At 72.5% G+C, this 25,202-nt stretch carries 26 protein-coding genes and 2 pseudogenes; 15 read left to right on the plus strand and 13 right to left on the minus strand.

All coding sequences use genetic code 11. The annotated features are described in order from the left end of the window. Positions 1 to 3: 3 nt before the first annotated feature. A complete protein-coding gene (locus tag AB0P07_RS05010; protein WP_365545219.1) occupies positions 4 to 1,089 on the minus strand; it encodes an exo-alpha-sialidase in 1,086 nt (361 codons plus the stop codon). A gap of 153 nt (positions 1,090 to 1,242) precedes the next feature. Further along, the gene (locus AB0P07_RS05015) at positions 1,243 to 2,946 is read right to left on the minus strand and encodes a DNA alkylation response protein (protein ID WP_365545221.1); all 1,704 of its coding nucleotides are present in this window, start codon (positions 2,944 to 2,946) and stop codon (positions 1,243 to 1,245) included. A 102-nt stretch (positions 2,947 to 3,048) separates the two neighbouring features. Between AB0P07_RS05015 and AB0P07_RS05020 the strand changes: the two genes are divergently transcribed. Continuing rightward, positions 3,049 to 3,801: a PaaX family transcriptional regulator C-terminal domain-containing protein gene (locus tag AB0P07_RS05020; protein ID WP_365545857.1), complete on the plus strand. Its 753-nt coding sequence runs from the start codon at positions 3,049 to 3,051 to the stop codon at positions 3,799 to 3,801. Positions 3,802 to 3,805: 4 nt separating this feature from the next. Here the strand turns inward: AB0P07_RS05020 and AB0P07_RS05025 are convergent. Then, a pseudogene (locus AB0P07_RS05025) lies at positions 3,806 to 4,141 on the minus strand (pectate lyase); the annotation flags it as partial. 11 nt (positions 4,142 to 4,152) lie between these two features. Here AB0P07_RS05025 and AB0P07_RS05030 point away from each other — a divergent pair. Both AB0P07_RS05030 and AB0P07_RS05035 read left to right on the plus strand, forming a co-directional pair. Beyond that, positions 4,153 to 4,365 (plus strand): annotated as a pseudogene (locus tag AB0P07_RS05030) (helix-turn-helix domain-containing protein); the annotation flags it as partial. Between the two features lie 172 nt (positions 4,366 to 4,537). Further along, positions 4,538 to 4,993 (plus strand): DUF6214 family protein, encoded by a 456-nt coding sequence (locus tag AB0P07_RS05035; protein WP_365545224.1) that lies wholly within the window; start codon positions 4,538 to 4,540, stop codon positions 4,991 to 4,993. A 42-nt stretch (positions 4,994 to 5,035) separates the two neighbouring features. On the opposite strand, the gene AB0P07_RS05040 is transcribed toward AB0P07_RS05035, so the two are convergent. Then, a complete protein-coding gene (locus tag AB0P07_RS05040) occupies positions 5,036 to 5,692 on the minus strand; it encodes a DUF305 domain-containing protein (RefSeq protein WP_365545227.1) in 657 nt (218 codons plus the stop codon). Between the two features lie 206 nt (positions 5,693 to 5,898). Between AB0P07_RS05040 and AB0P07_RS05045 the strand changes: the two genes are divergently transcribed. Then, positions 5,899 to 7,401, plus strand: coding sequence for a hypothetical protein (locus AB0P07_RS05045; RefSeq protein ID WP_365545230.1), 1,503 nt, complete (start codon positions 5,899 to 5,901; stop codon positions 7,399 to 7,401). Here the strand turns inward: AB0P07_RS05045 and AB0P07_RS05050 are convergent. The 5 genes from AB0P07_RS05050 to AB0P07_RS05070 form a co-directional block, all read right to left on the minus strand. Continuing rightward, complete coding sequence (locus AB0P07_RS05050; protein WP_365545233.1) at positions 7,389 to 8,126, minus strand: helix-turn-helix domain-containing protein; 738 nt, start codon at positions 8,124 to 8,126, stop codon at positions 7,389 to 7,391. The two genes, AB0P07_RS05045 and AB0P07_RS05050, sit on opposite strands and share 13 nt — an antisense overlap. Before the next feature lie 145 nt (positions 8,127 to 8,271). Then, entirely contained in the window at positions 8,272 to 8,961 is a 690-nt protein-coding gene (locus tag AB0P07_RS05055) for an HAD-IA family hydrolase (RefSeq protein ID WP_365545236.1), read from the minus strand. Between the two features lie 81 nt (positions 8,962 to 9,042). Then, a complete protein-coding gene (locus AB0P07_RS05060; RefSeq protein ID WP_365545239.1) occupies positions 9,043 to 9,717 on the minus strand; it encodes a phosphatase PAP2 family protein in 675 nt (224 codons plus the stop codon). 45 nt (positions 9,718 to 9,762) lie between these two features. Further along, complete coding sequence (locus tag AB0P07_RS05065) at positions 9,763 to 10,698, minus strand: M56 family metallopeptidase (RefSeq protein ID WP_365545242.1); 936 nt, start codon at positions 10,696 to 10,698, stop codon at positions 9,763 to 9,765. Between the two features lie 396 nt (positions 10,699 to 11,094). Next, a complete protein-coding gene (locus AB0P07_RS05070) occupies positions 11,095 to 11,700 on the minus strand; it encodes a DUF5134 domain-containing protein (protein WP_365545245.1) in 606 nt (201 codons plus the stop codon). A 201-nt stretch (positions 11,701 to 11,901) separates the two neighbouring features. On the opposite strand from AB0P07_RS05070, the gene AB0P07_RS05075 reads away from it, so the two are divergent. Both AB0P07_RS05075 and AB0P07_RS05080 read left to right on the plus strand, forming a co-directional pair. Continuing rightward, complete coding sequence (locus AB0P07_RS05075) at positions 11,902 to 13,590, plus strand: FUSC family protein (protein WP_365545248.1); 1,689 nt, start codon at positions 11,902 to 11,904, stop codon at positions 13,588 to 13,590. Then, complete coding sequence (locus AB0P07_RS05080) at positions 13,587 to 14,150, plus strand: MarR family transcriptional regulator (protein WP_365545250.1); 564 nt, start codon at positions 13,587 to 13,589, stop codon at positions 14,148 to 14,150. Before AB0P07_RS05075 ends, AB0P07_RS05080 begins: the two co-directional genes overlap by 4 nt. 41 nt (positions 14,151 to 14,191) lie before the next feature. Here the strand turns inward: AB0P07_RS05080 and AB0P07_RS05085 are convergent, their stop codons facing one another. Next, positions 14,192 to 14,956: a VOC family protein gene (locus AB0P07_RS05085; RefSeq protein WP_365545253.1), complete on the minus strand. Its 765-nt coding sequence runs from the start codon at positions 14,954 to 14,956 to the stop codon at positions 14,192 to 14,194. Between the two features lie 120 nt (positions 14,957 to 15,076). Then, a complete protein-coding gene (locus AB0P07_RS05090) occupies positions 15,077 to 15,469 on the minus strand; it encodes a VOC family protein (RefSeq protein WP_365545256.1) in 393 nt (130 codons plus the stop codon). An 86-nt stretch (positions 15,470 to 15,555) separates the two neighbouring features. On the opposite strand from AB0P07_RS05090, the gene AB0P07_RS05095 reads away from it, so the two are divergent. Continuing rightward, positions 15,556 to 16,095: a GNAT family N-acetyltransferase gene (locus AB0P07_RS05095; protein WP_365545259.1), complete on the plus strand. Its 540-nt coding sequence runs from the start codon at positions 15,556 to 15,558 to the stop codon at positions 16,093 to 16,095. 34 nt (positions 16,096 to 16,129) lie between these two features. On the opposite strand, the gene AB0P07_RS05100 is transcribed toward AB0P07_RS05095, so the two are convergent. Beyond that, positions 16,130 to 16,813, minus strand: a complete 684-nt coding sequence (locus AB0P07_RS05100; protein ID WP_365545262.1) for a glycerophosphodiester phosphodiesterase family protein — start codon at positions 16,811 to 16,813, stop codon at positions 16,130 to 16,132. 226 nt (positions 16,814 to 17,039) lie between these two features. Between AB0P07_RS05100 and AB0P07_RS05105 the strand changes: the two genes are divergently transcribed. From AB0P07_RS05105 to AB0P07_RS05120, 4 genes are all read left to right on the plus strand, one after another. Beyond that, positions 17,040 to 18,443 carry a DUF6421 family protein gene (locus tag AB0P07_RS05105; RefSeq protein WP_365545265.1) on the plus strand — a complete coding sequence of 468 codons (1,404 nt, stop codon included), beginning with the start codon at positions 17,040 to 17,042 and terminating at the stop codon, positions 18,441 to 18,443. Between the two features lie 59 nt (positions 18,444 to 18,502). Further along, entirely contained in the window at positions 18,503 to 19,249 is a 747-nt protein-coding gene (locus tag AB0P07_RS05110; RefSeq protein WP_365545268.1) for an SDR family NAD(P)-dependent oxidoreductase, read from the plus strand. Then, positions 19,246 to 20,316: a low specificity L-threonine aldolase gene (locus AB0P07_RS05115; protein WP_365545270.1), complete on the plus strand. Its 1,071-nt coding sequence runs from the start codon at positions 19,246 to 19,248 to the stop codon at positions 20,314 to 20,316. The genes AB0P07_RS05110 and AB0P07_RS05115 overlap by 4 nt, the downstream gene beginning before the upstream one ends. A 96-nt stretch (positions 20,317 to 20,412) precedes the next feature. Next, the gene (locus AB0P07_RS05120) at positions 20,413 to 20,985 is read left to right on the plus strand and encodes a transglutaminase domain-containing protein (protein ID WP_365545273.1); all 573 of its coding nucleotides are present in this window, start codon (positions 20,413 to 20,415) and stop codon (positions 20,983 to 20,985) included. Positions 20,986 to 20,995: 10 nt separating this feature from the next. On the opposite strand, the gene AB0P07_RS05125 is transcribed toward AB0P07_RS05120, so the two are convergent. Further along, positions 20,996 to 21,724 (minus strand): lysophospholipid acyltransferase family protein, encoded by a 729-nt coding sequence (locus AB0P07_RS05125; RefSeq protein WP_365545275.1) that lies wholly within the window; start codon positions 21,722 to 21,724, stop codon positions 20,996 to 20,998. 295 nt (positions 21,725 to 22,019) lie between these two features. On the opposite strand from AB0P07_RS05125, the gene AB0P07_RS05130 reads away from it, so the two are divergent. The 4 genes from AB0P07_RS05130 to AB0P07_RS05145 all read left to right on the plus strand — a co-directional run bounded on the left by AB0P07_RS05130 (position 22,020) and on the right by AB0P07_RS05145 (position 25,051). Continuing rightward, entirely contained in the window at positions 22,020 to 22,370 is a 351-nt protein-coding gene (locus AB0P07_RS05130) for a thioredoxin family protein (RefSeq protein ID WP_365545860.1), read from the plus strand. A gap of 145 nt (positions 22,371 to 22,515) precedes the next feature. Then, positions 22,516 to 23,025, plus strand: a complete 510-nt coding sequence (locus AB0P07_RS05135) for a flavin reductase family protein (protein ID WP_365545278.1) — start codon at positions 22,516 to 22,518, stop codon at positions 23,023 to 23,025. Between the two features lie 220 nt (positions 23,026 to 23,245). Continuing rightward, positions 23,246 to 24,034 (plus strand): electron transfer flavoprotein subunit beta/FixA family protein, encoded by a 789-nt coding sequence (locus tag AB0P07_RS05140; protein ID WP_102928853.1) that lies wholly within the window; start codon positions 23,246 to 23,248, stop codon positions 24,032 to 24,034. A 54-nt stretch (positions 24,035 to 24,088) separates the two neighbouring features. Further along, entirely contained in the window at positions 24,089 to 25,051 is a 963-nt protein-coding gene (locus AB0P07_RS05145) for an electron transfer flavoprotein subunit alpha/FixB family protein (protein WP_233647539.1), read from the plus strand. Positions 25,052 to 25,202 lie beyond the last annotated feature (151 nt).

Here is a 25,202-nt window from a genome sequence, read left to right on the forward strand (position 1 = left end):
GGTTCACGCGACGACCGCGGCCCGCACACACAGCACGTCCGGCAGGTGCGAGGCCAACTGCCGCCAGCTGTCGCCGTCGTCGGCCGACGCGAACACCTCCCCGTTGCGGTTGCCGAAGTACACGCCCGCCTGTTCCGCGTCGTCCGTGGACAGCGCGTCGCGCAGCACCGTGCCGTAGTGGTCCTCCTGGGGCAGGCCCGCGGAGAGCGGCTCCCAGCTCTTGCCGGCGTCCGCGGTGCGGAAGACCCGGCACCGGTGGTCCGCGGGCACCCGGTCGGCGTCGGCGTTGATCGGGAAGACGTACGCGGTGTCGCCGCGGTGCGGGTGGGCGGCCACCGCGAAACCGAACGTGGAGGGCAGGCCCTCGCCGATGTCCGTCCAGTGCGCGCCGGCGTCGTCGCTGCGGTAGACCCCCCAGTGGTTCTGCAGGTACAGGCGGTCCGGGTTGGCCGCGTCCCGCGCGACCTTGTGCACGCACTGGCCGAACTCCGGGTCGGGGTCCGGCAGGAAGACGGCGGAGACACCGGAGTTAGACGGCGTCCAGCTCGCGCCGCCGTCGGCCGTGCGGAACACGCCCGCGGTGGAGACGGCGACCGTCACGGACCCGGGGTCGCGGGCGTCGGTGAGGACCGTGTGCAGCCCCTCGCCGCCACCGCCCGGCACCCACTTCGACCTCGTCGGGTGCTCCCACAGCGGGCGGACCAGCTCGAAGCTCTCACCGCGGTCCTCCGAGCGGTACAACGCCGCCGGTTCCGTCCCCGCGTACACCACGTCCGGCTCGGCCGCCGCCGGGTGCAACTGCCACACCCGCTCCAGGGAGGCGCCGGTCTCCTTGGGGAACTTGACGGCGGGCGCGGCCGGTTCGGTCCAGGTCCGGCCCAGGTCGTCGGAGTGGAACACCGACGGCCCCCAGTGCGCGCTGTCGCCGCCGGCCAGCAGCCGCGGGGTGTCGCCGCGGGTGTCGAGGGCGACCGAGTAGACCGCCTGTGCGTTGAAGTAGGGACTCTCGTCGAACTCCCAGGTGCCACCCCGCCGGCGCCCGATGAACAGGCCCTTGCGGGTGCCCACGGCGAGCAGTACCTCGGTCATGCCGATCACCTCCGCGGCGTCCTCGTCGACGCCTTAGTCTCGGACACGGGCCAGTCTGCACCCAGCCACTGACAGTCACCCCTGGAAAGGGCTTCGCCGCAGGTCAGGGCGGTGGTGTCGGGTCCGGTGAGGTGGCTTGGCCGGGGTGCTCGGTCAGCCTTCCCGGGGCAGGGCCCGCGCCAGGATGCCGTCGAGGTCGGCCGAGTCCGGCAAGGTGCCGAACGCGTGCCCCCAGTCGCCGCCGAGCCGGGTCGCGCAGAAGGCGTCGGCGACGGCGGGCGGGGCGTGCCGGACCAGGAGGGAGCCCTGGAGGGCGAGCGCCATCAGCTCCACCAGCCGGCGGGCACCGGTCTCGGACGCCGCGCCGAGCCCCGTCTCCAGCCGGGCCACCGCCGCGTCCAGCCGGGCGTCCGCCCCGCGCGCGAGGGCGAGTTCGCCGAAGAGGGCGTGCGCGGTGGCGGGGGAGCGGCGCAGCGCCCGCAGCACGTCGAGGGCGTTGACGTTCCCCGAGCCCTCCCAGATCGACAGCAGCGGCGCCTCGCGGTAGTGGCGGGGCATGCCCGACTCCTCCACGTAGCCGTTGCCGCCCAGGCACTCCAGGGCCTCCGCGGTGAACGCCGGTCCGCGCTTGGTCACCCAGTACTTGCCGACGGCGGTGGCGATCCGCCGGAACGCCGCCTCCCCCTCGTCCCCGCGTACGGAGCGGTCGGCCGCGCCGGCCAGCCGCAGGGTGAGCGTCGTCGCGGCCTCGGACTCCAGTGCGAGGTCGGCCAGGACGTTGCGCATCAACGGCTGGTCGACCAGCCGGGCACCGAAGGCGCTGCGGTGCCGTACGTGATGGCCGGCCTCGACGAGGGTCTTGCGCATCAGCGTCGCCGACGACATCACGCAGTCCAGCCGGGTGCAGTTGACCATCTCGATGATCGTCTTGACGCCCTGCCCCTCGGGCCCGACCAGCCAGGCCACCGTCCCGTCGAACTCGGGCTCCGAGGAGGCGTTGGACCGGTTGCCGAGCTTGTCCTTGAGGCGCTGGATGCGGAAGGTGTTGCGGGTGCCGTCCGGCAGCACGCGCGGCACCAGGAAGCAGGAGAGCCCGCCGACCGCCTGGGCCAGCACCAGGAACACGTCGCACATCGGCGCCGACGTGAACCATTTGTGCCCGCGCAGCGTGTACACGCCGGGCTCGGCGGTCGCCGTGGCCGTCGTGGCGTTCGTACGGACGTCCGAGCCGCCCTGCTTCTCGGTCATCCCCATGCCGGCCAGCAGACCGCGCTTCTCCGTGGGCCTGCGCAGCCCCGGCTCGTACTCCCGGGAGGTCAGCAGCGGCTCGTAGACCTTCGCCAGCTCGGGCTGGGCGCGCAGGGCCGGGACGGCCGCGTACGTCATCGACGTCGGGCACCCGTGCCCCGCCTCCGTGTGCCCCCAGACGAGTCCGCCGGCGGTCCGTGCCACGTGGGCGCCCGGCCGGTCGTCGGCCCAGGCCGCCCCGGCCAGGCCCTCGCCGACCGCCACCCGCATCAGGTGGTGCCAGCTCGGGTGGTACTCGACCTCGTCGACCCGGTTGCCGTACCGGTCGTGCGTGCGCAGCACGGGCTCGTGCCGGTTCGCCAGGTCGCCCCACTCCTGCGCCTCCGCGCTCCCCGCCCGCCGGCCCAGCCGCCGCAGCCCGTCCTCGGCCCAGCCGGCGCCCTCCCGTCGGACGCCCTCCAGCAGCGCGGCGTCGTCGAACGCGTCGTAGGGCGTCAGGGGAGGCGGCTGATTGGTGACGTCGTGCGTCGCGTACCCCTCCGGGCCGGCCCGGGACTCCCCGGACGGCTCGTGGGACTCGTACGGCGGCTCCTGCGCGAGTGTCGTCATGACCCGAGTGTTGCACTTTTCGTGCGACCGCAGCAATAGTGCAACACGGTGGGCGCACGTACAGTACGTGCCCATGTGGACGAACGACACGTGCCCGCGCGGATGAACGGTTCCGGGGCCTTCGACGGGCTCACGCTGCGTCCGCTGTCCGCGCGGTCGGTGGTCCTGAGCCTGCTGCTCGGCACCCACCCGCCGGAGCTGCCGGCGCGGGAACTGGTGCGACTGGTGGAAGGGTTCGACGTCGGCGCCTCCACCGCGCGCGCGGCGCTCAGCCGGATGGCCGCCGCCGGGGACCTGCGGCGCACGGACACCGGATACCGGCTCAGCGAGCGGCTGCTGGAGCGCCAGCGGCGCCAGGACGAGGCGCTCGGCCCGCACACGCGCGCGTGGGGCGGCGACTGGGAGACGCTCGTGGTCACCGCGACGGGGCGCGGCCCCGCCGCCCGTGCCGAGCTGCGGACCCGGCTGACCGCCCTGCGCCTGGCCGAACTCCGCGAGGGTGTCTGGCTGCGCCCCGCCAACCTCGACCGCCCGTTGCCCGCAGACCTCGACCGGGTGGCCGAGTGCCTCGTCTCGCGTCCCGGCTCCCCGGCCGCGGAACTCGCTGCGCGCCTGTGGCCGCTGGCCGACTGGGCGGACACGGCCCGGGCGCTGCTCGCCCACGTCGACCGCGTCCGGCGTCCGGCCGACCGTCTCCCGGCCTTCGCGGCCGTCGTACGGCACCTGCTCGCCGACCCGGTGCTGCCCGCGGAACTGCTCCCGCCGCACTGGCCGGGGGCGGCCCTGAGGGACGCCTATGCGCGCTACCAGCGGGAGCAGTCCGGTCGGGTCCGGGCGCACGGCACCCGGACCTGACGCCTCACTTGTAGGTGATGTCGGACGAGGAGTACTTGCAGTACGTCCCGTTGGCCCCCGAGCCGTTCGAGTCCGGCTCGTCGCCGTCGTCGTTGCCGATGTACTTCTGGCACGGGACGATCTTCCTGCTGCTGTCCCCGACGATCGTGATGTTGCGCAGGGTCGCGCTGTCGCCGTAGTTGGTGTTGATGCCGGCGATCCGGCCGCCCTTCCAGTTGACCTCGATGCCGCTGAGGTTGGTGGTCCGCTTGTGCTGGGTCGAGCAGTTGCCGCAGGACCGGACGAAGGTGCCGAAGTTGTTGACGGCGAAGCCGGAGATGTTCAGCGTGCCGGCGCCGTGACGCCCTGTTCGCGTGCTCGTACTTCGACCTGCCGGTCACCAAGTCCACGACCACCCACCACTTCCGGGTGCTGCGCGAGAGCGGGGTGGTGCGGCAGGCCTACCGGGGCACGGCCAAGATGAACGGCCTGCGCAGGGACGACCTGGACGCCCTCTTCCCCGGGCTGCTCGACGCCCTGCTGGCCGCGGCCGCCCGCCAGGTCGCGGCCGTGCGGAGCGACTGACTCCGGCCGGCATCGCGCGGGCCCGCTCCGCTGACGGGGTGCTGCCCGCGCTGAACGAAGCGTGTTCTGTTCGTATGGAATGTGATCATTCGGTTACGTTGCGTATGTGCTCGAAGCATCCTTCGTTGATCGTTCTCTTCAGCTTTCCGACCGCTGTCCGGGCGACGGTGAGATGTCCGTGCGGCACGCCTGGGTGGTGAGCGAGGGCTCCACCACGACGTCGTGGTTCGATGTCCGGCTCACCTTCGCCGACGGCGCCCGGGTGGATGCGCTCGCCGTGCTCTCCGGTGACAACGTGCGGGTCGAGGACGTACGGGCGCGGCCGCCGCTGTCCCTCGACGACCTGGCTGTACTGGCCGAGTGGCTGGAGGACCCGCTCTTCGAGGCCTGTGTGCCCGCCCCCGCCCGTGGCCTGCCGGCGGCGTCGCGGCGGGCCCGACCCGCGTGGCCGCGCGGCCGGGAGGGGCGCAGGCTCGTCGCCCAGGAGTACAGGGCGGCCCGGGAGGAGGGCGGTGACCCGGTCCTCGCGGTGATGCGCGCGACCGGGCACAGCAGGCGCAAGTCGCTCAGGCTGATCGGCCAGGCACGCGACGAGGGGTTCCTGACGCCCCGTCGCGCGCGTCGCTGAGTCACGCGCGGGCGCCGGGCCGGGCGCCGGACCGTCGCGCCGTCACAGCATCGCGCGCATCCGGGTGATCTCGCTCGTCTGCTGGGCCACCACGTCGTCGGCCATCTCCTCGACCAGCACGTTGTTGCCCTCGGACTTCACGTCCGTGGCCATGCTGATCGCCCCCTCGTGGTGAGTGATCATCAGCGTGAGGAAGAGCTGGTCGAACGCCTTCCCTCGTGCCGCGCGCAGCTTCTTCAGCTGTGCCTCGGTCGCCATGCCCGGCATCGCGGAGTGATCGTGCCCGGCGCCCGCCACCTTCTCGCCGTGGGTCGCGAGCCAGCCCTCCATCGCCCTGATCTCCGGGCCCTGGGCGGCGGAGATCCGTTCGGCCAGCTTCTTGACTCGGCCGGACTCGGCCTGCGTGGGCGCCAGTTCGGTCATCTCCAGTGCCTGGGCGTGATGCAGGATCATCATCCGCGCGTAGGAGACGTCCGCGGAGTTGGGTGAGTCGTCGTCGGCCCGCTGCTTCTCGGCGGCCTCGGCGGACAGGGTCCGGTTGCCCTCGCCCGGCTTGCCCGGGGCGATCACCGAGGGTCCGGCGGCAGCCGCCGAACCGGTGTCCGGGCCCGAGTCGCACGCCCCCAGCCCGAGCACCGCCAAGGCGGTCAACGAGGCCGTGACGAGCGAAGCGCCGGACATCGCGGGGCGAAAGGACACAACGACCTCCTGTGACTACGGGGCCCTCTGGGTGGAGGGAAACGGGGCACCTTGTGGGTGCGGTGACCGTCCTAGCACGCTTCCGCGCTTCCGTGATCAAAAAACTGCATTGCGTGTTTGTTGCCCTCTGTTGATATGGGCATGGCGAAGACGATACTGCCGGGAGCGTGAACCGTTCCAACCGGAACGGACGTTGGGAGGAAACAGTGACCCTGTTGAACGACCCGCGAACGCGGCGCAGACGTCTGGGAGTCGCGGCCGTCGCCGCCGGACTCCTGTCCGCGCTGCTCACCGCCGGCCCGGCCGTGGCGACCCCCGACCCCGGGGACGGTCCGGCCACGTCGAAGGAGGTGTCCAAGAGCGCGCGGGCCGAGGTCCGCGACGCCATCGAGAGCGGTGGGACACCCGGCCAGGACGAGGTGGTCCACTCCGACAACATCGAGCACCTGACCAACATCCCCAAGGACGCGCTGTCCGGCTTCAACTCGGACCTGGCCTTCCAGGGCCGGTACGCGTTCGCCGGCAACTACGACGGCTTCCGCATCTTCGACATCAAGAACCCGAAGAAGCCCGAGACCGTCGCCCAGGTGCTGTGCCCCGGCTCGCAGAACGACATCTCGGTCTCCGGCGACCTGCTCTTCCTGTCGACCGACTCCTCGCGCAGCGACAGCAGTTGCAACAGCACCACGCAGCCCGCGACCGAGAAGTCCTCCTGGGAGGGCATGAAGGTCTTCGACATCAGCGACAAGCGGAACCCGAAGTACGTCGCCGCGGTCGAGACCGCCTGCGGCTCGCACACCCACACGCTGGTGCCCGAGCGCAAGAACGTCTACATCTACGTCTCCTCGTACTCGCCGAACGCCGCCTACCCCGACTGCCAGCCGCCGCACGACGGGATCTCCGTGATCAAGGTGCCGCGCAAGGCACCCGAGCGGGCGGCCCTCGTGGGCTTCCCCGTGCTCTTCCCCGGTGAGGGCCCCGACGGCGGAGGCAACCCGGGCGGGCCCACCAACCCGGGCGTCTCCAAGACCACCGGCTGCCACGACATCACCGTCCTGCCCTCCGAGGACCTGGCCGCCGGCGCCTGCATGGGCGACGGCATCCTGTTCTCCATCAAGGACCCCGAGCACCCGAAGGTCATCGACCGCGTCCAGGACAACGTGAACTTCGCGTTCTGGCACTCGGCCACCTTCAACCAGCGCGCGAACAAGGTCGTGTTCACCGACGAGCTGGGCGGCGGCGGCGCCGCCACCTGCAACGCGGAGATCGGCCCGAACCGCGGCGCCGACGGCATCTACGACATCGTCGGCCGGGGCGACCACCGCAAGCTGGTCTTCCGCAGCTACTTCAAGATCCCGCGCCACCAGGCGGACACCGAGAACTGCGTGGCCCACAACGGTTCGCTGATCCCGGTCAAGGGCAAGGACATCATGGTCCAGGCCTGGTACCAGGGCGGTGTCTCCGTCTGGGACTTCACCAACTCCTCGCGGCCCAGGGAGATCGCCTACTTCGAGCGGGGACCGCTGAGCACCGACACGATGAACACCGGCGGTTCGTGGTCGGCGTACTACTACAACGGCTACATCTACTCGAACGACATCGCCAAGGGATTCGACGTCCTCAAGCTCAGCGACCGGCGCACCGACCCGGCCAAGCGGATCCACCTGCGGGAGCTCAACACACAGACGCAGCCGGACTACTTCGACTGAGCGGTCCGGCCCGTCGGATCCGTCCGGTCCGTCCGGCCGGTTTCGTCGGTCCGGGCCGGCCGGTCCGACAGGCCGGTCGCGAAGAACCGCGACAGGTCCGGGTCGCACACCGTCCCGCCGGGCGCCTCGGCGTCCGGCGGGACACCCAGCTTCCAGTCCAGCCGATAGCGTTCGAACAGCTCGGCGCGCAGCTCCGGCACCGGCATCGGCACCCCGGGCACGAGCGCCGCGAAGACCGCGCCCATCAGCTGGGCGCGCAGCATCGGATAGTCGCGGTCGACGTCCCGCGAGCCGTGCCGGGCCACCGTGTCCCGGAGCAGCTCCGCCAGCCGCCGCTGCTCCGGGCAGGGCACGAAACCCACCTCCGCCTGGAGCAGTCCCGCCATGTGCTGGCGCATGAGCACCGGACGGTCCCGGGCGAGTCCCAGGATCGCGTCGATGGCCCGTGCCAGCCGCTCGCGCCCCTTGGTGGTGCGGGGCTCGCGCTCCAGGGCCTCCTCCAGAGTGCGGTGCATCAGCCGGTGCACGGCGGACTGCACCAGCTGGCGCTTGCCGGGGAAGTAGTACGAGACCAGTCCGCGTGCCGAGCCCGCCCGGTCCGCGATGTCGCCCAGCGTGGTCGCCTCGTACCCGCGCTCGCCCACGAGCTCCACGGCGGCCTGCAGAAGACGCTCCTTCGAGCGCCGCCGCAATTCTTCATTGACCGAGGCGCTGCGCGGGGACATCCTGTACTCCTGCGTTGACTGGCTGCCAGCCAACTATACTCGGCGCAGACGGAGGGGCCTCCAGGGTTGCTCCGGCTACCGTCTGCCTCGGGCGACACGGGGGATCGTCCGAGGCGGATGGCACCACTTGGTTGGTTGCCTCGGGCTATGGAACGAGGTCCAGCACCGGCCGCAGTCCCGCCGGGCGCTCGGCCACCGGCAGGTGGTCCACGAAGTGCACCCCGCAGCCCAGCGCCGTCGCACCGCCGTCCGCACCCCGGTCGTCCCCGACCATCAGCGTCCGCTCCGGCGCCACGCCCAGCGCCGCGCAGGCGACGCCGAACAGCCTGGGATCGGGCTTGCGGATGCCGTGCTCGTACGACAGGACGTAGGTGTCCACGTACCGGTCGAGGTCGTGCGCCCGGAAGACCGGCCGCAGGTCCCAGCCGATGTTGCTGACCACCCCCACGGCGATTCCTCGCCCGCGCAGCGTGTCCAGCACCTCGGCGGCGTCGGGGTAGGCACTCCAGGCGCCCGATGACATGTGCCGCTCGTAGAGCGCGTCGTGCAGGCCGGGGTCCGGCAGCGGTACCTGCCGGGACAGTCCGGTGTAGGCGGCCCGGTGCAGCTCCGAACTCTCGTCGCGGGTCTCCCACAATTCCGCGAGCTCCTCCGGCACCCGCAGCGGCGGTGCGCCGCCGGGCAGGGCTCCCGCCCGCCGGAGCGCCTCGGCCGTCTCGGCCAACTCCGGCGCGGGCAGTCGCAGACCGGCATCGTCGAGCGTCGCGCGCAGCCAGGACTCGGTGGATTCGACACGGAACAGCGTGCCCGAGAAGTCGAACAGAACGGCGGTCATGTACCGGATCCTAGGCGGGTGGCGGGGGCGCCGTGAGGGGCGCTGCGGTGCGGGCGGGCCCGGCCCGGTGGGTCGCCCCGCTCACGGATGCCATCGCCGGTGCACCAGCACCGCGAGCGCCACGATCAGGGCGCCCATCAGCCAGCCGCCGAGGACGTCCGTGGCCCAGTGGACGCCGAGCCACACCCGCGTCACGCCGACCCCGGCCACGGAGACCACGGCCACGGCGAGGCCGGCCCGGCGCAGGTCGCGGCCGGCGCCGTAGTGGTGCAGCAGCCAGACCAGCAGGCCGCACACGAACGTCGCGGTCATGGCGTGCCCGGAGGGGAAGGCCGCGTAGTGCGCGGAGTCCACGGGGTCGGGCCAGACCGGGCGGGGGCGGTCCACCGCGGCCTTGAGGGCCTGTTGCAGGAGGCTGCCCAGCAGGCACGTCGCCCCCAGCCACACGGCCGTCCACCGGTCGGCCCGGCGCCACCACAGCCACAGCACCACCGCCGCGCACAGCAGACGCATCGTCCAGGTGTCCCACACCCAGTCGGTGAGGATCCGCATGGCGTGGGTGACGCCGCCTTCGTCGACGGCCCAGCGGTGGGTGGTGACGGCGATGTCGTCGTCCAGCCGCACCAACGGGCCCCAGTCGACGGCCACCAGGGCGAGCAGGAGCGCGGAGCACACACTCAGCACCCAGGTGACGCGCAGGACGGTGCGTGGCGGCTGCGGCGGGGCGGGCGGGGTGTCGACCGGCGGCGTCTGCATGCCGCGATCCTCCCCGAACCGGTGGTTCCGGGGCCAGTTCCCCGGTCAGCCGAGTGCGCTCAGTCCCGGCGCGAAGGCCACCAGGACAGGGATCGCCGGGACCACCGCGGCGGCGGCCGTCAGCCGCAGTCTGCGGCCCGCCGTCAGCCGGTTCGGCGGGGTGAGCAGGCGGTGGACCCGCTGCGGGACGTGGGCCCCGCCGGTCGGGCACGGGCCGAAGACACCGCGGTCCTCGTTGAGTTCGACCAGCGCGAGAGCGGTCGTCAGCCGGCCGAAGCGGCGGGAGGCCACGTCGTCGGCGGCGAGTTCGACCAGGCGGTGCATCTCGTCGCGGAACGCCGCGAAGACCGGAACTTGCGGGAAGCCGTCCGCCAGTGCGGTGGAGCAGTTCAGCAGCCAGTCGTGCCGGGCCTGCGCGTGGCCCTTCTCGTGGGCGAGCACCGCGTCCAACTGGCGGCCCTCGAGGCGGCGCAGCGCCGCGGTGGTGACCACCAGCTGCGGGGGAGTGCCGGGCAGCCACCAGGCGTCCGGCCGCTCGCCCTCCAGGACGACGAGCCGGCTCGTGCCGGGCTCCTCGCCGGGCAGCAGCGGAGCGCGGTGCCTCAGCTCGGCCCGGCGCAGCCGGCGTCGGGAACGGGCCCGCACGACCTCCCGGGTCAGCATGACGACGCTCCACAGGCCGCCGCAGGCCAGGGTGACGGCGGTCGTGTCCGCCCAGAGACCGGAGGTGCCCAGCGCGTAGGCCTCGACCACCGGGCCGGGAGCGGTCGCGAAGACGGGCCCGCCCACCGCGTGCCAGGCCGCCGCCGCGCTGAACGTCATCGACAGCGCGCAGCACACGATCACCGCCGCCACCACGCACTGCCAGACCCACAGCGCGACCACCGGTTCACGGTCCGGCCAGTCGGCCCGGGCGAGCAGCCTGGGGGCGAGCACGGCGGTCAGCGCGCCGAGCAGCAGCAGTGCCGCGGGGAGAATCATGGGGGCAGCCTATGAGCGCGGCGCCGTCAGCAGTACGGCCGCAGGCGCAAAGTGACGCAGGCAACGATTGCCCACCGCAAACCCGGGGCAGGCCGGGCCCTGGCCTCCGGGGCGCCGGTCCCCGGGCGATCCCGGCCTTTGAAGGGACTCCGGGGCCGGGCCCGACCGTGGCCTCTGGGCGGCCCGTGGGTCGCAGGGCGGGTCCGTGTCCCTGGGTGGCCTGTGGGCCCCGGGGCAGTCTTGTGCCCCCCGGGGCGGGCCCCCGGGCGGGACTGCCGGGCCCCGGGGCGGGCCGTGACCGTGCCCCCTCAACGGGCCTCGGGCGCCGGGCGGGCCTGGACCGACTCGGGCCACGGCCGGACCGTGGACCCGAGCCCTCGCCGGTGTCAGCCGGTGTCACAGGGGCAGCAGCATGGCCAGCATTCCGATCGCCATGGAGAGCCGGCAGGCGCGCGCCAGCTCCGGCCGGTCGCCCCACCCACCCGCCGCGGCGGGGCCGCCGGCAGCCGGGCCCCGCCCCGGCAGGGGCACGGGTGGTGCCCCCGCGCCGCTCCCCGCCACTGCCCCGACGGGGATCAGACGTACGCCGGTCAGCAGGACGTATCCCGTGAAGTAGAGCAGCAGTGCCCCGGTCAGCACGGGGGTGCCGGACGCGCCGTGCGCGTGCGCGTGGGCGGGGGAGCCGGCCATCACCACCGCCATGTAGACCATCGCCGCGGCGCCCACCAGGTGGTGCAGATGATGGCGCCCGGACCGGGCCGCCCACAGCGCCCGCAGCCCCGCCGCGCCGAACACCACCGCGTAGCCGGGCCAGACCCAGGCCGGCGGCGTGAACACCGCCGCGGGCACGGCCATGGCCGCCATGCCGAACCCCATCAGGGCCTCACCGCCCGCGGCACGGCGCTGTTCCTCGACACTGCTGCGCATCCGCAGCAGACAGTAGGCGCCGGTCGCCGCGCACAGCGCGACCAGCAGCCATCCGGACGACGCCGGTCCGTGCACACGCACCTCCCCGTTCCGCGGTCCACGGTCCGTCAAGGACTGCCCGGGCCATGCGGCGCGCACGCGAGCGCAAGGGTGTACGCGGGGGGCATCAGGGGGAGCGTGCGCGCCTGCCGCAGTGGATCGCCGCAGGTCGGTCGGGCAGCCCGGCGCACATCCGGCTTTAGGTTTACAGGTAAAACACTTGTTAATCTCATATCCATGAGCAGTGCGACCCCCACCCCCGGCACCCCACCGGCCCGACGTCTGTCCCTGGCCGGCGTGCTGCGCCTGCGCCGTCCCTCCGAGATCTGGTTCAAACCCGCCCTGAGCTCGGTCGCCGCCGTCGCCCCTCCCAACCTGCTCCTGCTGGCCATCGGCAGGCTCGACCTGGCGATGTACACGATGGCGGGGTCCTTGTGCGCGCTCTATGCCCACAACCGCCCCTACGCCGCCCGCGCCCGCACCCTGGCCGGGGTCGTGCTCGGCATGATCGGCGGCCTCGCAGTCGCCCTGGTCGCCGCCTCGCTCACCCGCGACGCCGTCGTCCTCGTCACCGTCGGCGCCCTGCTGGCGGCCGTGCAGAAGGCAGTGTGCGACGCCACCCGCGTCGGCCCGCCGGGCCACGTGATCCCGGCCTTCATCACCTCCGCCGCCCTCTTCGCCCCGCAGACCCTCGCCCAGGTCCCCGGGCACCTGACGCTGGCCACCGCCGCCGGCGTCTGGGCCTGGCTGGTCGGCCTGGCACCCGCCCTGGTCCGACCGCACGGTCCGGAACGCCGGGCCACCGCCCAGGCACTGAACGCCGCCGCCGCGTACGCCGCCACCCGCGGCACCGGCGAGGGCCACGCCCCGCTGCGCGCCGCCGGGTACGCCGCCGTACAGGCCGCCTGGCAGACGCTGCTGTCCCTGCCCGCGACGGGCGCCCGCGCCACCACCCGGCACGCCCTGGAACGCCTCGTCGTCCGCGCCGAGGTCGCACTGGCCGCACCGGCCGACACCGACCCCGAGCGGCTGAGCGCCTGGGCCCACGCCCTGCGCGGCGGCGGCCGGATCCCCCGCACCGGCGACGCCCCGGCCGACACCGACGAACTCCTCGGCGCGGACGCCGAACTCGCCGCCCGCCCCGCGCCCCTGCGGCACCGGCTCGGTCCGCTGACCCCGATCGCCGTCCGTACCGCCCTCGGCTGCGCGCTGGCCGGCTACGCCTCCCTCGCCCTCGGCATCGGCCGCCCCTACTGGGCCCTGGTCACCGCCGCCGCGCTCTACCAGGCCAACATCACCCTGACCTGGAGCCGGGCCGTGCAGCGCGTCGTCGGCAACCTCGCGGGCGTGCTGCTCTTCGCCGCCATAGCCCCGCTCGCCCACCTCGGGCAGGTGCTCCTCGTCCTGTGCTGCCTCGCCCTCAACTTCGGCGCCGAGGCCCTCATCACCCGCAACTACTGGCTCGGCACCGTCTGCGTGACCCCGATGGCCCTGCTCGTCACCGAGTTCGCCGGCTACCAGGCCCCCGGGGAGCTGATGACCGAGCGGGCCGTGGACACCCTCGTCGGGGCCCTGGTCGGGTTCCTGGCCGCCGTGGTCGTCACCAACCGGCCCGCCGGCGGTCGCGTCGAGCAGGCGGTGACCGCGGCCGACCGCGCCCGGGAGCGCACCGCGCGCCTCCTCGCGGAGCCCGCCCCCGTTCCCGGTGCCCTTGAGGCCGCCCGCCGCGGCCTGGCCGCCGCGCTGACCGACCTGAGGGCCACCGCCGACGGCGCGGCCGGCGAATGGTGGGGACGCGCACTGCCCCAGGAGAGGGTCGTGCTCGCCGAGCAGTCCGGACACCGTACGCTCGCCGAGGCGGTGCGACGCCAGGCAGCGCGTCCGGACCGGGACACGGGCACGAGAACGGAGGACGTACGGCCATGACCGCAACCGACGGGGGAGCCCACGACGGGCCGGCCGGCGACGGCAGGACGGGACCGGGCGGGGACACCGTGGCCGCCGTCGTGCGCCAGTGGCGGGCCGTCCGCCCCGACCTCGACACGGGGCCGATGGAGATCATCGGCCGTATCAACCGCTGCGCCGCCCTCCTCCAGCAGGCCGAGGACGCACCGCTGCGCCGGGCGGGCCTCAGCCGCGCCGAGTTCGACCTGCTCGGCGCGCTGCGCCGCACGGGCCACGAGCTGACTCCGGGCGAGCTGGCCCGGGAGACCTTCTCCTCCGGCGCCGCCGTCACCAAGCGTCTCAAGCAGCTCACCGAGCGCGGCCTCGTCGAACGGCGCGGCGACACCCGGGACCGCCGGGTCGCCCACCTCCGCCTCACGGAGGCCGGGCGCGACCTCGTCGACGGCATCCTGCCGGAGCAGCTCGCCTACGAGTCCGCCGTCCTGTCCGGCGTGGACGGGCCCCGGCAGGACGAGCTGGCGGCGCTCCTCGGCGGGCTCCTCGGCCAGCTGGAGGGCCGCCTGGACGCGCTGCGGGCCTGATCGCCCTCCGCACGGCGCCGGCCTGCCGCGCGCTGTGCGGATCAGCGCTCGGCGCCCGCCAGGTACACGCCGAACATCGCGCCCTGCGGGTCCCGCAGCACCGCGATGCGCGGCTGGTCGGGCACCGACGTCGGCTCCATGAGCACGCTGCCGCCGCCGTCGGTCGTGTCGACCGCGGCGGCGTTCACGTCCGCCACCGCGAAGTACGGCAGCCAGTGCGCCGGCACCTCGTGCGGGAACTTGTCGTCCATCGTCACCATGCCGCCGAAGTCCGCCCCGTCGATGCCCCACTGCGGATAGCGCCGCGAGGCGGTGACGCTCCAGCCGAACACCGTCTCGTAGAAGTCGGCGGCCCGGTCGGGCTCCCGGGTCAGCAGCTCCACCCAGCCCAGCGAGCCGGGCGCGTTGAACAGCCCGGCCCCGGGGAACGAGCGGCCCTGCCACAGCTGGAACACCGCCCCGGTCGGATCGGCGGCCACCGCGAACCGGCCCGCGTCGAAGACGTCCGTGGGCCCCTGGAGCGCCGCACCGCCGGCCGCCGTCACCGCCCGCACGGCCGCGTCCGCGTCGCGCACGGCGAAGGACACGTTCCACGCGACGGGCTGACCCGGCTGATACAGCGGGGTCAGGGCGGCGACCGCCGCGTCGTCGATCCGGGCGATCGTGTAACCGCCCGCCTGCTGCCGCCGATCCGTTTCGGGGTACCAGCCGAACAGCTTGGTGTAGAACCTCTTGGCGGCTTCCAGGTCGGTGGTCCCCAGCTCCGCCAGGCAGGGCCCGCCGGTCACCGGTTCGTGGAGCTTCATCGTGGTGGCGTCCTTCCGCCGGGGCCGCGGACCGTCCATCCTCCTCAGCACGCTAAGGCCGGCCCGGGGCCGCGGCCATCCGGCAGGGACGCGCACCGGCCGCCGTGCGTCCCGGGCGGCTCAGATCCCCGGCCGGTAGCGCAGCGGATGCTCGGCGGGCACTTCCACCAGCACGATCCGGGTGCCGTCCGGGTCCGCGATCCACATCTCCACCAGGCCCCACGGCTCCTTGACCGGCGGGCGCACGATCTCGACCCCCTTGGCGCGCAGTTCCTCGTGGGCCGCCGCCGCGTCCTCGACCTGGAGCCACAGGGCGAGCGTGGGGGCGACGGGGGCTTCGGAACGCCCGGAGACCTCCAGGAAGCCGCCGCCGAGGAAGTAGACGGTGCCCCGCTCCGGACCCGTGCCGAACTCCCGGTGGACGGCGAGACCGAGTTGCTCGCCGTAGAAGGCGCGCGAGCGGTCGGGGTCGGTGGGGCGGAGCAGGGTCCGGCTGCTGAGTACGTGCACCATGCGTCCCGAGCGTAGTGGCGCGCGCCGACGGCGTTACGCTCATCGGTGCCCGCGACGCGCCCGAGACCGAACCGGAGACGCCCCACATGGACACCGCGCCCAGTCGACTGACCTACCGCGACGCCACCGCCGCCGACGTGGACGCGCTCGTGGCGCTCGTAGAGTCCGCCTACCGGGGGGAGTCCAGCCGGGCCGGGTGGACCACCGAGGCGGACATCCTCCAGGGGCAGCGCACCGACCCGCAGGGCGTACTGGACGTCGTCAAGGCGCCCGACAGCCGTCTGCTGACGGTGGAGCGGGAGGGCGTGGTAGTGGCCTGCTGCCAGCTCGAGCACCGCGGGACGCACGCCTACTTCGGGATGTTCGCCGTCAGCCCGGCGCTCCAGGGCGAGGGACTGGGCAAGGCGATCATCGCGGAGGCGGAACGGCAGGCCCGCAAGACGTGGGGCGTCACGGAGATGCACATGACCGTGATCTCCGTGCGCGAGGACCTCATCGCCTGGTACGAGCGCCGCGGCTACCGCCGTACGGGACGGACGACCCCCTTCCCGTACGGCGACGAGCGCTTCGGCATCCCGCAGCGCGACGACCTGCGGTTCGAGCTGCTGGTCAAGCCGCTGGCCTGACGCGGACGCGGCCGCTGTGGCCGCCGCCGGCCGCTCAGGCGGTGAAGCGGCCGGTGCGCTTGATCTCCGGGTAGTCGGTGGTGGCGCCGTCCAGCCCCAGGGCACGCACCAGCCGCAGGTGGTCCTGGGTGTTCACGGTCCAGGAGAAGACGCGCAACCCCGCCTTGCGGGCCTTCTTCACGATCTCCAGCGTGATGCGGTTGATGTCGAGGCACAGGGCCCGGGCTCCCGCCTTCACGGCGCGGTCCACGACCTCGGGGCCGTAGTACTGCGCGACCAGCGCGGTCCGCACCCCCGGCACCAGCCGGGCGATCTCGACGATCGCCTCGTCGTGGAACGAGATCACCTCCACCCGGTCCACCAGGTCCCGGCGGAGCATCACCTCGGCGAGGACGCGCGCGGCCGCCGCGTCCTTGATCTCGGCCTGCAACGGCACGGACACGGCGTCCAGTGCCTCTTCGAAGACCGGGATCCGCTCCCCGCGCCCGGCGTCCAGGGCGCGCAGCTCCTCCAGCGTCTTGTCGGCGATCGCGCCGGTGCCGTCGGTGGTGCGGTCCACGTCGGCGTCGTGCATGACGACGAGCGCGCCGTCCTTGCTCAGGTGCAGGTCCAGCTCGACGACGTCGAGGCCGGCCTGCTCGGCGGCGACGAAGGAGCGCAGGGTGTTCTCGGGTTCGACACCCATCGCTCCGCGGTGACCGATGGTGAGGAAGTTCAAGGCTCGACTCGCTTCCGTCGACGTCGGCGTGGGCAGGGCGCAGCCTAACGGCCCTGCCGGAGCGTTTCCCCCGTGCCGCGCCGGGTATACGAATCCGGTGCTCGACAGGAAAAAGTGCGGCGAAGCGTGGGGTGAGGCAGGATAATTTACGGAGCTACCCCTTGATTGGAGAAACGTCGTATGTCTACGGTGTCGTCACGCTAGCTTCTCCCGTGGAGGATCGGACATGACGGAAATTCTTGTGCAGGTGGGTGCGGAGGAAAGCATTCCTCCGGCGAGCAGGGTGGTTGAGCACCCGGCGTGGCCCGTGCTCAAGGATGCCGTGGAGCGGATTCGGCCATGGCAGTCGAAGGACGGGTCGATCGACTTCGACGCCGAGGGCGCCCCCGAGCGGGCCGCCGCCGAGGACGCCGTACACCGGGTCACCGAGGCCGTGCGCGAGCTGTCCCCGCTGCTGCCGCACGACCGCGCCTACCACGAGGCCCTGGTGAGCGACCTCGGCCGCTGGGCCGACGGCGGCTTCCAGGTGCCCGACTTCCTCGACTCGCTGCTGGCCTTCCAGCCCGCCGCGAACCGCGCGGACGGCCTCCAGCACCTGGTCGTCTTCCCGATGTACACACAGAACGGCAACCCGGACCGCAACCTCGAAGCGGTCGTGCTGCGCATGGTCTGGCCCGACTGGCTGGCCGAACTGGAGCGCACTCGCTACGACAACCCGCTGTTCTGCGGCATCACCTTCGAGGACTTCACGGCCGGCTACGACACCAACTCGGCCGTCCTCTTCCCGGAGACCATCGCCGTGCGCGAGGCCCCCGAGCGCTTCTCCTGGGGCGGCATCTTCTGCGACCGCGAGGCCGCCCGCTTCCGCCGCGTCACCGAGGCCGCCGTGGACCTGCTGGGCCTGGAGCTGCCCGAGGACGTGGCCGCGATGGTGCACGACCAGAAGCGCTGCGAAGAGGCGTTCGTCCTGTGGGACATGGTCCACGACCGCACCCACAGTCACGGAGACCTGCCCTTCGACCCCTTCATGATCAAGCAGCGCCAGCCGTTCTGGATGTACGGCCTGGAGGAGCTGCGCTGCGACCTCACCGCTTTCAGGGAGGCCGTGAAGCTGACGGACGAAGGCGTCCCGCAGGCCCGCGACGTGCAGTACGCGGTGCTCTTCGACCGCATGTTCCGCTTCCCGGTCACCGGCGAGCGGGTGCGCAACTACGACGGCCTCGGCGGCCAGCTCCTCTTCGCCTACCTGCACAAGCACGACGTCGTTCGCTGGACGGACAACAAGCTGTTCATCGACTGGCAGCGCGCCCCGCAGGTCACCAACCAGCTGTGCGGCGAGATCGAGAAGCTCTACCGCGACGGCATCGACCGCCCGAAGATCGTCCACTGGTTCGCCGGCTACGAGCTGGTCTCCACCTACCTCGCCCCGCACCCCGGCTCGAAGTGGGCCAAGGGCCCCGACGCCCTGGACCTGACCCTCCCGCCGCGCAAACTCGTCGACGACGTGCTTCCCGACGAGTTTCCGCTGAGCATGTTCTACGAGGCCCTGTCCAAGAAGCTCAAGAAGGTGATCGGCTCGACCCGGGGCATTACCGGGGCCGTGGACGGCGCCGAGCGGGCCGCCGCGTGAGCGACGGCGGCAACGGGCAGGAACAGGCACGGCAGACACAGGCTCGGGAGGCGAGGACCATGGGGAACGGGGCGCTCGACGGCGCGGTGATCGCGGTGGCGGGGGCGGGCGGACCCGCCGGACGGGCCGCGCTGCTGCGGCTCGCCGAGGCGGGTGCGACCGTCGTCGGCGCGGACAACGACCCACAGCGGCTGGCCGAGGCCGTGGATGCGGCGCGCTACGCGCACGGCGGCGCCACCGTCACGGGCGAGACCGTCGACCTGCTCGACCTGGACTCCACCCGGGCCTGGGCCGACCGCACCGAGAAGGAGTTCGGCCGGATCGACGGCATGGTCCACCTCGTGGGCGGCTGGCGCGGCAGCAAGACCTTCACCAAGACCGAACTCGGCGACTGGGACCTCCTGGAGAAGCTGCTCGTCCGCACCGTGCAGCACACGTCCCTCGCCTTCCACGAGGCGCTCCAGCGCAGCGACCGCGGCCGCTACGTCCTGATCAGCGCGGCCGGCGCCTCCAGCCCCACCGCGGGCAACGCCGCCTACTCCGCCGCCAAGGCCGCCGCCGAGGCGTGGACGCTGGCCATGGCGGACTACTTCCGCAAGGCGGGGGGCGAGCAGGGGCCGACGTCGGCGGCTGCGATCCTGGTGGTCAAGGCGTTGGTGCACGAGGCGATGCGCGCCGAGCGCCCCAACGCGAAGTTCGCGGGCTTCACGGACGTGCGCGACCTCGCCGAGGCCGTCGCCGGCGTCTGGGACAAGCCCGCCGCGGAAGTGAACGGAAACCGTCTGTGGCTGACCGAGAAGCCGTGAACCCCCCGAAGACCGACGCGCGTCGCCATCACGACCCCGAGGTCCGCAGTTTCGCCAGCGACAACTACGCCGGGGCCCACCCGGAGGTGCTCGCCGCCCTGGCCCTGGCCAACGGCGGGCACCAGGTCGCGTACGGCGAGGACGAGTACACCGAGAACCTCCAGCGCGTGATCCGCAGCCACTTCGGTTCCGCCGCCGAGGCGTTCCCGGTATTCAACGGCACCGGCGCCAACGTCGTCGCGCTCCAGGCGGTCACCGACCGCTGGGGCGCGGTGATCTGCGCCGAGAGCGCGCACATCAACGTCGACGAGGGCGGCGCCCCCGAGCGCGTGGGCGGCCTCAAGCTGCTCACCGTCCCCACCCCGGACGGCAAGCTCACGCCCGACCTGATCGACCGGCAGGCGTACGGCTGGGAGGACGAGCACCGCGCGATGCCGCAGGTCGTCTCGATCACCCAGAGCACCGAGCTGGGCACCCTCTACACGCCCGACGAGATCCGCGCCATCTGCGAGCACGCCCACGCGCACGGCATGAAGGTGCACCTGGACGGCTCCCGGATAGCCAACGCCGCCGCCTCGCTGAACGTGCCCATGCGCACGTTCACCAACGCGGTCGGCGTCGACCTCCTCTCCCTCGGCGGCACCAAGAACGGCGCGCTGTTCGGCGAGGCGGTCGTGGTGCTGAACCAGGACGCGGTGCGGCACATGAAGCACCTGCGCAAGCTGTCCATGCAGCTCGCCTCCAAGATGCGCTTCGTGTCCGTCCAGCTGGAGGCGCTGCTGGCCAAGGACCTGTGGCTGCGCAACGCCCGGCACTCCAACGAGATGGCCCAGCGCCTGGCCGAGGGCGTGCGGGCCGTGCACGGTGTGGAGGTCCTCTACCCGGTGCAGGCCAACGCGGTCTTCGCCCGCCTGCCGCACGAGGTGAGCGAGCGCCTGCAGAAGCGCTTCCGCTTCTACTTCTGGGACGAGGCCGCCGGGGATGTGCGCTGGATGTGCGCGTTCGACACCGCCGAGGACGACGTCGACGCGTTCGTGGCCGCCGTCAAGGAGGAGATGGCGCGCTGACGAGACCCCGCCCGGCACCCTCGGATCATGCATAGGTATGCGGTCACTTGAAAAGTCATTGACTGGCGGGTGATCGCTTTCCTATGCTCTGCGGGCATGGAGCTGATCCAGAAGTCCTCTGACCTGTCTGCCTACCTCACTGCCGACGAGGCCGTCAACCATGAGCACCCGCACGTACGAGAGGTGGCCGGCCGGCTCGCCAGGGAGGCGGAGGACTCGTATGCCTATGCGCGGCTGGCGTTCGAGTTCGTGCGCGACACCATCCCGCACTCACAGGACTCGGGGGACCCGCGCGTCACCTGGCGGGCCTCCGACGTCCTTGAGCAGCGCACCGGCATCTGCTACGCCAAGGCGCACGCGCTGGCCGCGCTGCTGCGGGCCGAGGACATCCCCACGGCGCTGTGCTACCAGCGGTTCGACGTGGTGCACGGGCTGGTCGCCGTACGTCTGGACGGTGCCTGGCACCGACAGGATCCGCGCGGGAACAAGCCCGGCGTGAACGCGCAGTTCTCCCTGGGGAGGGAGCGACTGGCCTTCACGCCGGACCGCGCGGCGGGCGAGGCGGACCTTCCGGAGTTGTACGCGGCACCGCATCCGAAGGTGTTGGCCGTCCTCGAGGCGGCCGTCGACCGCCCGCAGCTGTGGGAAAGCCTGCCCACCGCCCTGTGATACATCCGGCTCAGTGCGCCTGAGCCGTGCGCAGCTGCTCGGGCGTCGGTGCCGTGCCGCCGAGGTGGGCCGGCATCCACCAGGTGTCGTCGGCCCCCTTGGGGCGCACCGGGTAGGCGCGCTGCGCCGCCTCCAGCAGCTCCTGCACCCGCTCGCGCAGCCGCCGGGTGATCGCGCCCGCGTACTGCTCGCGCGAGGCCTCCATCGCCTCGCCGACCCGGATGGTGATGGGGGTGTGGCTGCGCTTGAAGTTGCGCGGGTGCCCCTTGGTCCACAGCCGCTGGGTGCCCCACAGCGCCACGGGGACCAGCGGGACGCCCGCCTCCTGCGCGAGCCGCGCGGCTCCCGACTTGAAGCTCTTCAGGGTGAAGGACTCGGAGATCGTCGCCTCGGGGAAGACCCCGACGATTTCGCCGGACTTCAGCGAGTCGAGGGCGTGCGCATAGGCCGCCTCGCCCTGTTTGCGGTCCACCGGGATGTGCTTCATCCCGCGCATCAGCGGGCCGGAGACGCGGTGCCGGAAGACCGAGTCCTTCGCCATGAAGCGCACCAGCCGCTTCTGGGGCAGCGCGGCCAGGCCGTCGAAGATGAAGTCCAGGTAGCTGATGTGATTGCTCACCAGTACGGCGCCGCCCGTGCGCGGGATGTTCTCCGATCCACGGCAGTCGATCTTGAGGTCCCACACCTTGAACATGGTGCGGGCGAGACCGATGACCGGACGGTAGACGAGTTCTGCCATGGGCGGGTCGGACCCTTCCTTGTCAGCCTGGGAAGGGGGTTCCCAGTCGAAAGTTACGCAGCCGTAGGTTTACGGGCCTGTCGCAGATCGTGCCCCAAGAACGGCCGGTGTACCAGCCTTGGTGCCCGTGTGCGGCGAGATCCTCATCACTCGCCCGGCCGTTTCGTGGCCGAAATGCGACGGTGGGCGGGAATCCCGGTCCCTTCGGGGGCGCTGCACCTTGACGGGACCGGATCGAGGGCGCGCGGGGTACGCGTGCCCAGGACGGCCGCAGTGGCGGCGGAACGGGAGTGCGCTGGTGCGCGAGCAGGACGACGGCGGGCGGCCGGAGACCGGCGCCCCGCGGCTGGACGCGGCGGACCTGGGAGCCGAACTCGGAGCCCGCGCCACGCTCGTGCAGTTCTCCAGCGCCTTCTGCGCGCCCTGCCGGGCCACCCGACGCGTGCTCGGCGAGGTGGCCGGCATGGTCCCCGGCGTCGCCCACGTCGAGATCGACGCCGAGGGCCACCTGGAACTGGTCCGCGCCCTCGACGTGCTCAAGACTCCCACCGTGCTGGTACTGGACGCCGACGGCCGTGTCGTACGGCGCGCCGTCGGGCAGCCGCGCACGGCGGACGTGATCGCCGCGCTGGGCGAGGCGGTGTGACAAGCGCCACCTCGGTGGTGAGGCCTTCTCCACAGCTTCGACATCCGGGACGTAATTGACTGTGTGTGCCACCCGTCGTCAGCCCGCCCCCGTGCCCCGCTCCAGGTTCCCGGGGCCGAGGCGCAACACAGAAGGACCACCCCGCATGACGGCCACACCGGACCTCGCCGCGCCGCGGCCCGCCACCGACGACCTGCTGCGGTCCGTCTTCCGGCGGCACGCGGCGGGCGTCGCCGTGATCACCGCGCGGGGGTCCGGCGGTCCGGCCGGTTTCACGGCCACGTCCCTCACCTCCGTCTCCGCCCGCCCGCCGCTGCTCTCCTTCGGCATCGGCACCGGTTCCTCGTGCTGGCCCGCGGTCTCGGAGGCGGAGTACGTCGGCGTCCACCTGCTCGGCGAGCACCAGGAGGAACTGGCGGCCACCTTCGCCCGCAGCGGCGCCGACCGTTTCGCGGCTCCCACCGCCTGGCGGGAGGGGCCCGAGGGCGTGCCCGTGCTGGACGGCGTGCTCGCCTGGCTCGTGTGCCGGGTGGCCGGCCGGGTGCCCGCGGGGGACCATCGGATCGTGCTGGCGGAGGTCCTCCTCGGCGACCCCGCCGGAGACGGCCAGCCGCTGCTGTACCACCAGGGGCGTTACCGGGGTCTGCGCGACTGACCGGTCGGCGGGACGCCGTCTGCGCAGGCGTCGAGTTCCGGTTACGCTGCGTTGCGAAGGTCACAGTTCAAAGCGCTTGCTTAGCGGGCAGGAACTGGGTGTACTGACGAGTAATATTCCGGCGGAGCGCAGGTCGCCCCGACCGGGATCGGCCGCTTGGGGCGCCTATGCTGCCTGCAAGAGGCAGCACTGGAAATGTCGACGCAGTAGGAGAGCCGGCGTGAGCTTGAGGATCGTTGTCACTGTGAAGTACGTGCCCGACGCCACTGGCGACCGGCACTTCGCCGATGACCTGACCGTCGACCGGGACGACGTGGACGGTCTGCTCTCCGAGCTGGACGAGTACGCGGTCGAGCAGGCGCTGCAGATCTCCGAGAACTCCGACGACGACGTCGAGGTCACCGTCCTGACCGTGGGTCCCGAGGACGCCAAGGACGCCCTGCGCAAGGCGCTGTCCATGGGCGCGGACAAGGCGATCCACGTCGAGGACGACGACCTGCACGGCACCGACGCCATCGGCACCTCCCTGGTCCTGGCCAAGGCCGTCGAGAAGGCCGGGTACGACCTGGTCGTCTCCGGCATGGCCTCCACCGACGGCACCATGGGCGTCGTCCCCGCGCTGCTCGCCGAGCGCCTGGGCGTGCCGCAGGTGACGCTGCTGTCCGAGGTCTCGGTCGAGGGCGGCACGGTCAAGGGCCGCCGCGACGGCGACTCGGCCACCGAGCAGCTGGAGGCCTCCCTGCCGGCGGTCGTGTCGGTCACCGACCAGTCGGGCGAGGCGCGTTACCCCTCCTTCAAGGGCATCATGGCGGCCAAGAAGAAGCCGGTGGAGTCCTGGGACCTGTCCGACCTCGACATCGACGAGGACGAGGTCGGCCTGGAGAACGCCTACACGGTCGTCGAGTCGGCCGCCGAGCGTCCGGCGCGCACCGCGGGCACGATCGTCAAGGACGAGGGCGAGGGCGGCAAGCAGCTCGCCGAGTTCCTCGCGGGCCAGAAGTTCATCTGAGCCGCGCCCCGCTGACCGCCCCTCATCTTTCGCAAGCAGGAGAGAAGAAGTCCCATGGCTGAAGTTCTCGTCTACGTCGATCACGTGGACGGTGCCGTCCGCAAGCCGACCCTGGAACTGCTGACGCTGGCCCGCCGCGTCGGCGAGCCCGTCGCCGTCGCGCTGGGAGGCGGCGCCGCCGACACCGCCGCCGTCCTCGCCGAGCACGGCGCGGTGAAGGTCCTCACCCACGAGGCCGCCGAGTACGCCGACTACCTGGTCGTGCCGAAGGTCGACGCCCTCCAGGCCGCTGTCGAGGCCGTCTCCCCGGCCGCCGTGCTGGTCCCCTCCTCCGCCGAGGGCAAGGAGATCGCCGCCCGCCTGGCGCTGCGCCTGGGCTCGGGCATCATCACCGACGCCGTCGACCTGGAGTCCGGCGACGAGGGCCCGGTGGCCACCCAGTCGGTGTTCGCCGCCGCCTTCACCACCAAGTCCCGCGTCTCCAAGGGCACCCCGGTCATCACGGTCAAGCCGAACTCGGCCTCCGTGGAGCCCGCCCCGGCCGCCGGCGCCGTCGAGGCCCTGTCGGTCACCTTCTCCGCCGCCGCGACCGGCACCAAGGTCACCTCGCGCACGCCGCGCGAGTCGACCGGCCGCCCGGAACTGACCGAGGCCGCGATCGTCGTCTCCGGCGGCCGCGGCGTCAACGGCGCGGAGAACTTCGCGATCATCGAGGCCCTCGCCGACTCGCTCGGCGCGGCCGTCGGCGCCTCGCGCGCCGCGGTGGACGCGGGCTGGTACCCGCACACCAACCAGGTGGGCCAGACCGGCAAGTCGGTCTCCCCGCAGCTGTACATCGCCTCCGGCATCTCGGGTGCGATCCAGCACCGGGCCGGCATGCAGACGTCCAAGACGATCGTGGCGATCAACAAGGACGCCGAGGCCCCGATCTTCGAGCTGGTCGACTACGGCGTCGTCGGCGACCTCTTCGACGTCGTGCCGCAGCTCACCGAGGAAGTGAAGTCCCGCAAGGGCTGACCCTCCCGGCGGCAACGTCCTGCCGAGGCCCCCGCGACCGTCCGTGGTCGCGGGGGCCTCGGCGTCTGCGCAGGATGGGTGTTGACCGGCGGGAGACCGACAGATAACTTCGCACTACGGATAACTGATTCCGTTCAGCGGAAAAATGAAC

The organism is Streptomyces sp. NPDC085944, from assembly GCF_040686295.1.
GTDB lineage: Bacteria > Actinomycetota > Actinomycetes > Streptomycetales > Streptomycetaceae > Streptomyces > Streptomyces salinarius.

Bases quoted from the DNA above. Each gene is read 5' to 3' on its own strand.
- AB0P07_RS05010 (WP_365545219.1), bottom strand. From the start codon at position 1,089: ATGACCGAGGTACTGCTCGCCGTGGGCACCCGCAAGGGCCTGTTCATC.
- AB0P07_RS05015 (WP_365545221.1), bottom strand. From the start codon at position 2,946: ATGACGACACTCGCGCAGGAGCCGCCGTACGAGTCCCACGAGCCGTCC.
- AB0P07_RS05020 (WP_365545857.1), top strand. From the start codon at position 3,049: ATGAACGGTTCCGGGGCCTTCGACGGGCTCACGCTGCGTCCGCTGTCC.
- AB0P07_RS05035 (WP_365545224.1), top strand. From the start codon at position 4,538: ATGTCCGTGCGGCACGCCTGGGTGGTGAGCGAGGGCTCCACCACGACG.
- AB0P07_RS05050 (WP_365545233.1), bottom strand. From the start codon at position 8,126: ATGTCCCCGCGCAGCGCCTCGGTCAATGAAGAATTGCGGCGGCGCTCG.
- AB0P07_RS05055 (WP_365545236.1), bottom strand. From the start codon at position 8,961: ATGACCGCCGTTCTGTTCGACTTCTCGGGCACGCTGTTCCGTGTCGAA.
- AB0P07_RS05060 (WP_365545239.1), bottom strand. From the start codon at position 9,717: ATGCAGACGCCGCCGGTCGACACCCCGCCCGCCCCGCCGCAGCCGCCA.
- AB0P07_RS05065 (WP_365545242.1), bottom strand. From the start codon at position 10,698: ATGATTCTCCCCGCGGCACTGCTGCTGCTCGGCGCGCTGACCGCCGTG.
- AB0P07_RS05075 (WP_365545248.1), top strand. From the start codon at position 11,902: ATGAGCAGTGCGACCCCCACCCCCGGCACCCCACCGGCCCGACGTCTG.
- AB0P07_RS05080 (WP_365545250.1), top strand. From the start codon at position 13,587: ATGACCGCAACCGACGGGGGAGCCCACGACGGGCCGGCCGGCGACGGC.
- AB0P07_RS05085 (WP_365545253.1), bottom strand. From the start codon at position 14,956: ATGAAGCTCCACGAACCGGTGACCGGCGGGCCCTGCCTGGCGGAGCTG.
- AB0P07_RS05090 (WP_365545256.1), bottom strand. From the start codon at position 15,469: ATGGTGCACGTACTCAGCAGCCGGACCCTGCTCCGCCCCACCGACCCC.
- AB0P07_RS05095 (WP_365545259.1), top strand. From the start codon at position 15,556: ATGGACACCGCGCCCAGTCGACTGACCTACCGCGACGCCACCGCCGCC.
- AB0P07_RS05105 (WP_365545265.1), top strand. From the start codon at position 17,040: ATGACGGAAATTCTTGTGCAGGTGGGTGCGGAGGAAAGCATTCCTCCG.
- AB0P07_RS05110 (WP_365545268.1), top strand. From the start codon at position 18,503: ATGGGGAACGGGGCGCTCGACGGCGCGGTGATCGCGGTGGCGGGGGCG.
- AB0P07_RS05120 (WP_365545273.1), top strand. From the start codon at position 20,413: ATGGAGCTGATCCAGAAGTCCTCTGACCTGTCTGCCTACCTCACTGCC.
- AB0P07_RS05125 (WP_365545275.1), bottom strand. From the start codon at position 21,724: ATGGCAGAACTCGTCTACCGTCCGGTCATCGGTCTCGCCCGCACCATG.
- AB0P07_RS05135 (WP_365545278.1), top strand. From the start codon at position 22,516: ATGACGGCCACACCGGACCTCGCCGCGCCGCGGCCCGCCACCGACGAC.
- AB0P07_RS05145 (WP_233647539.1), top strand. From the start codon at position 24,089: ATGGCTGAAGTTCTCGTCTACGTCGATCACGTGGACGGTGCCGTCCGC.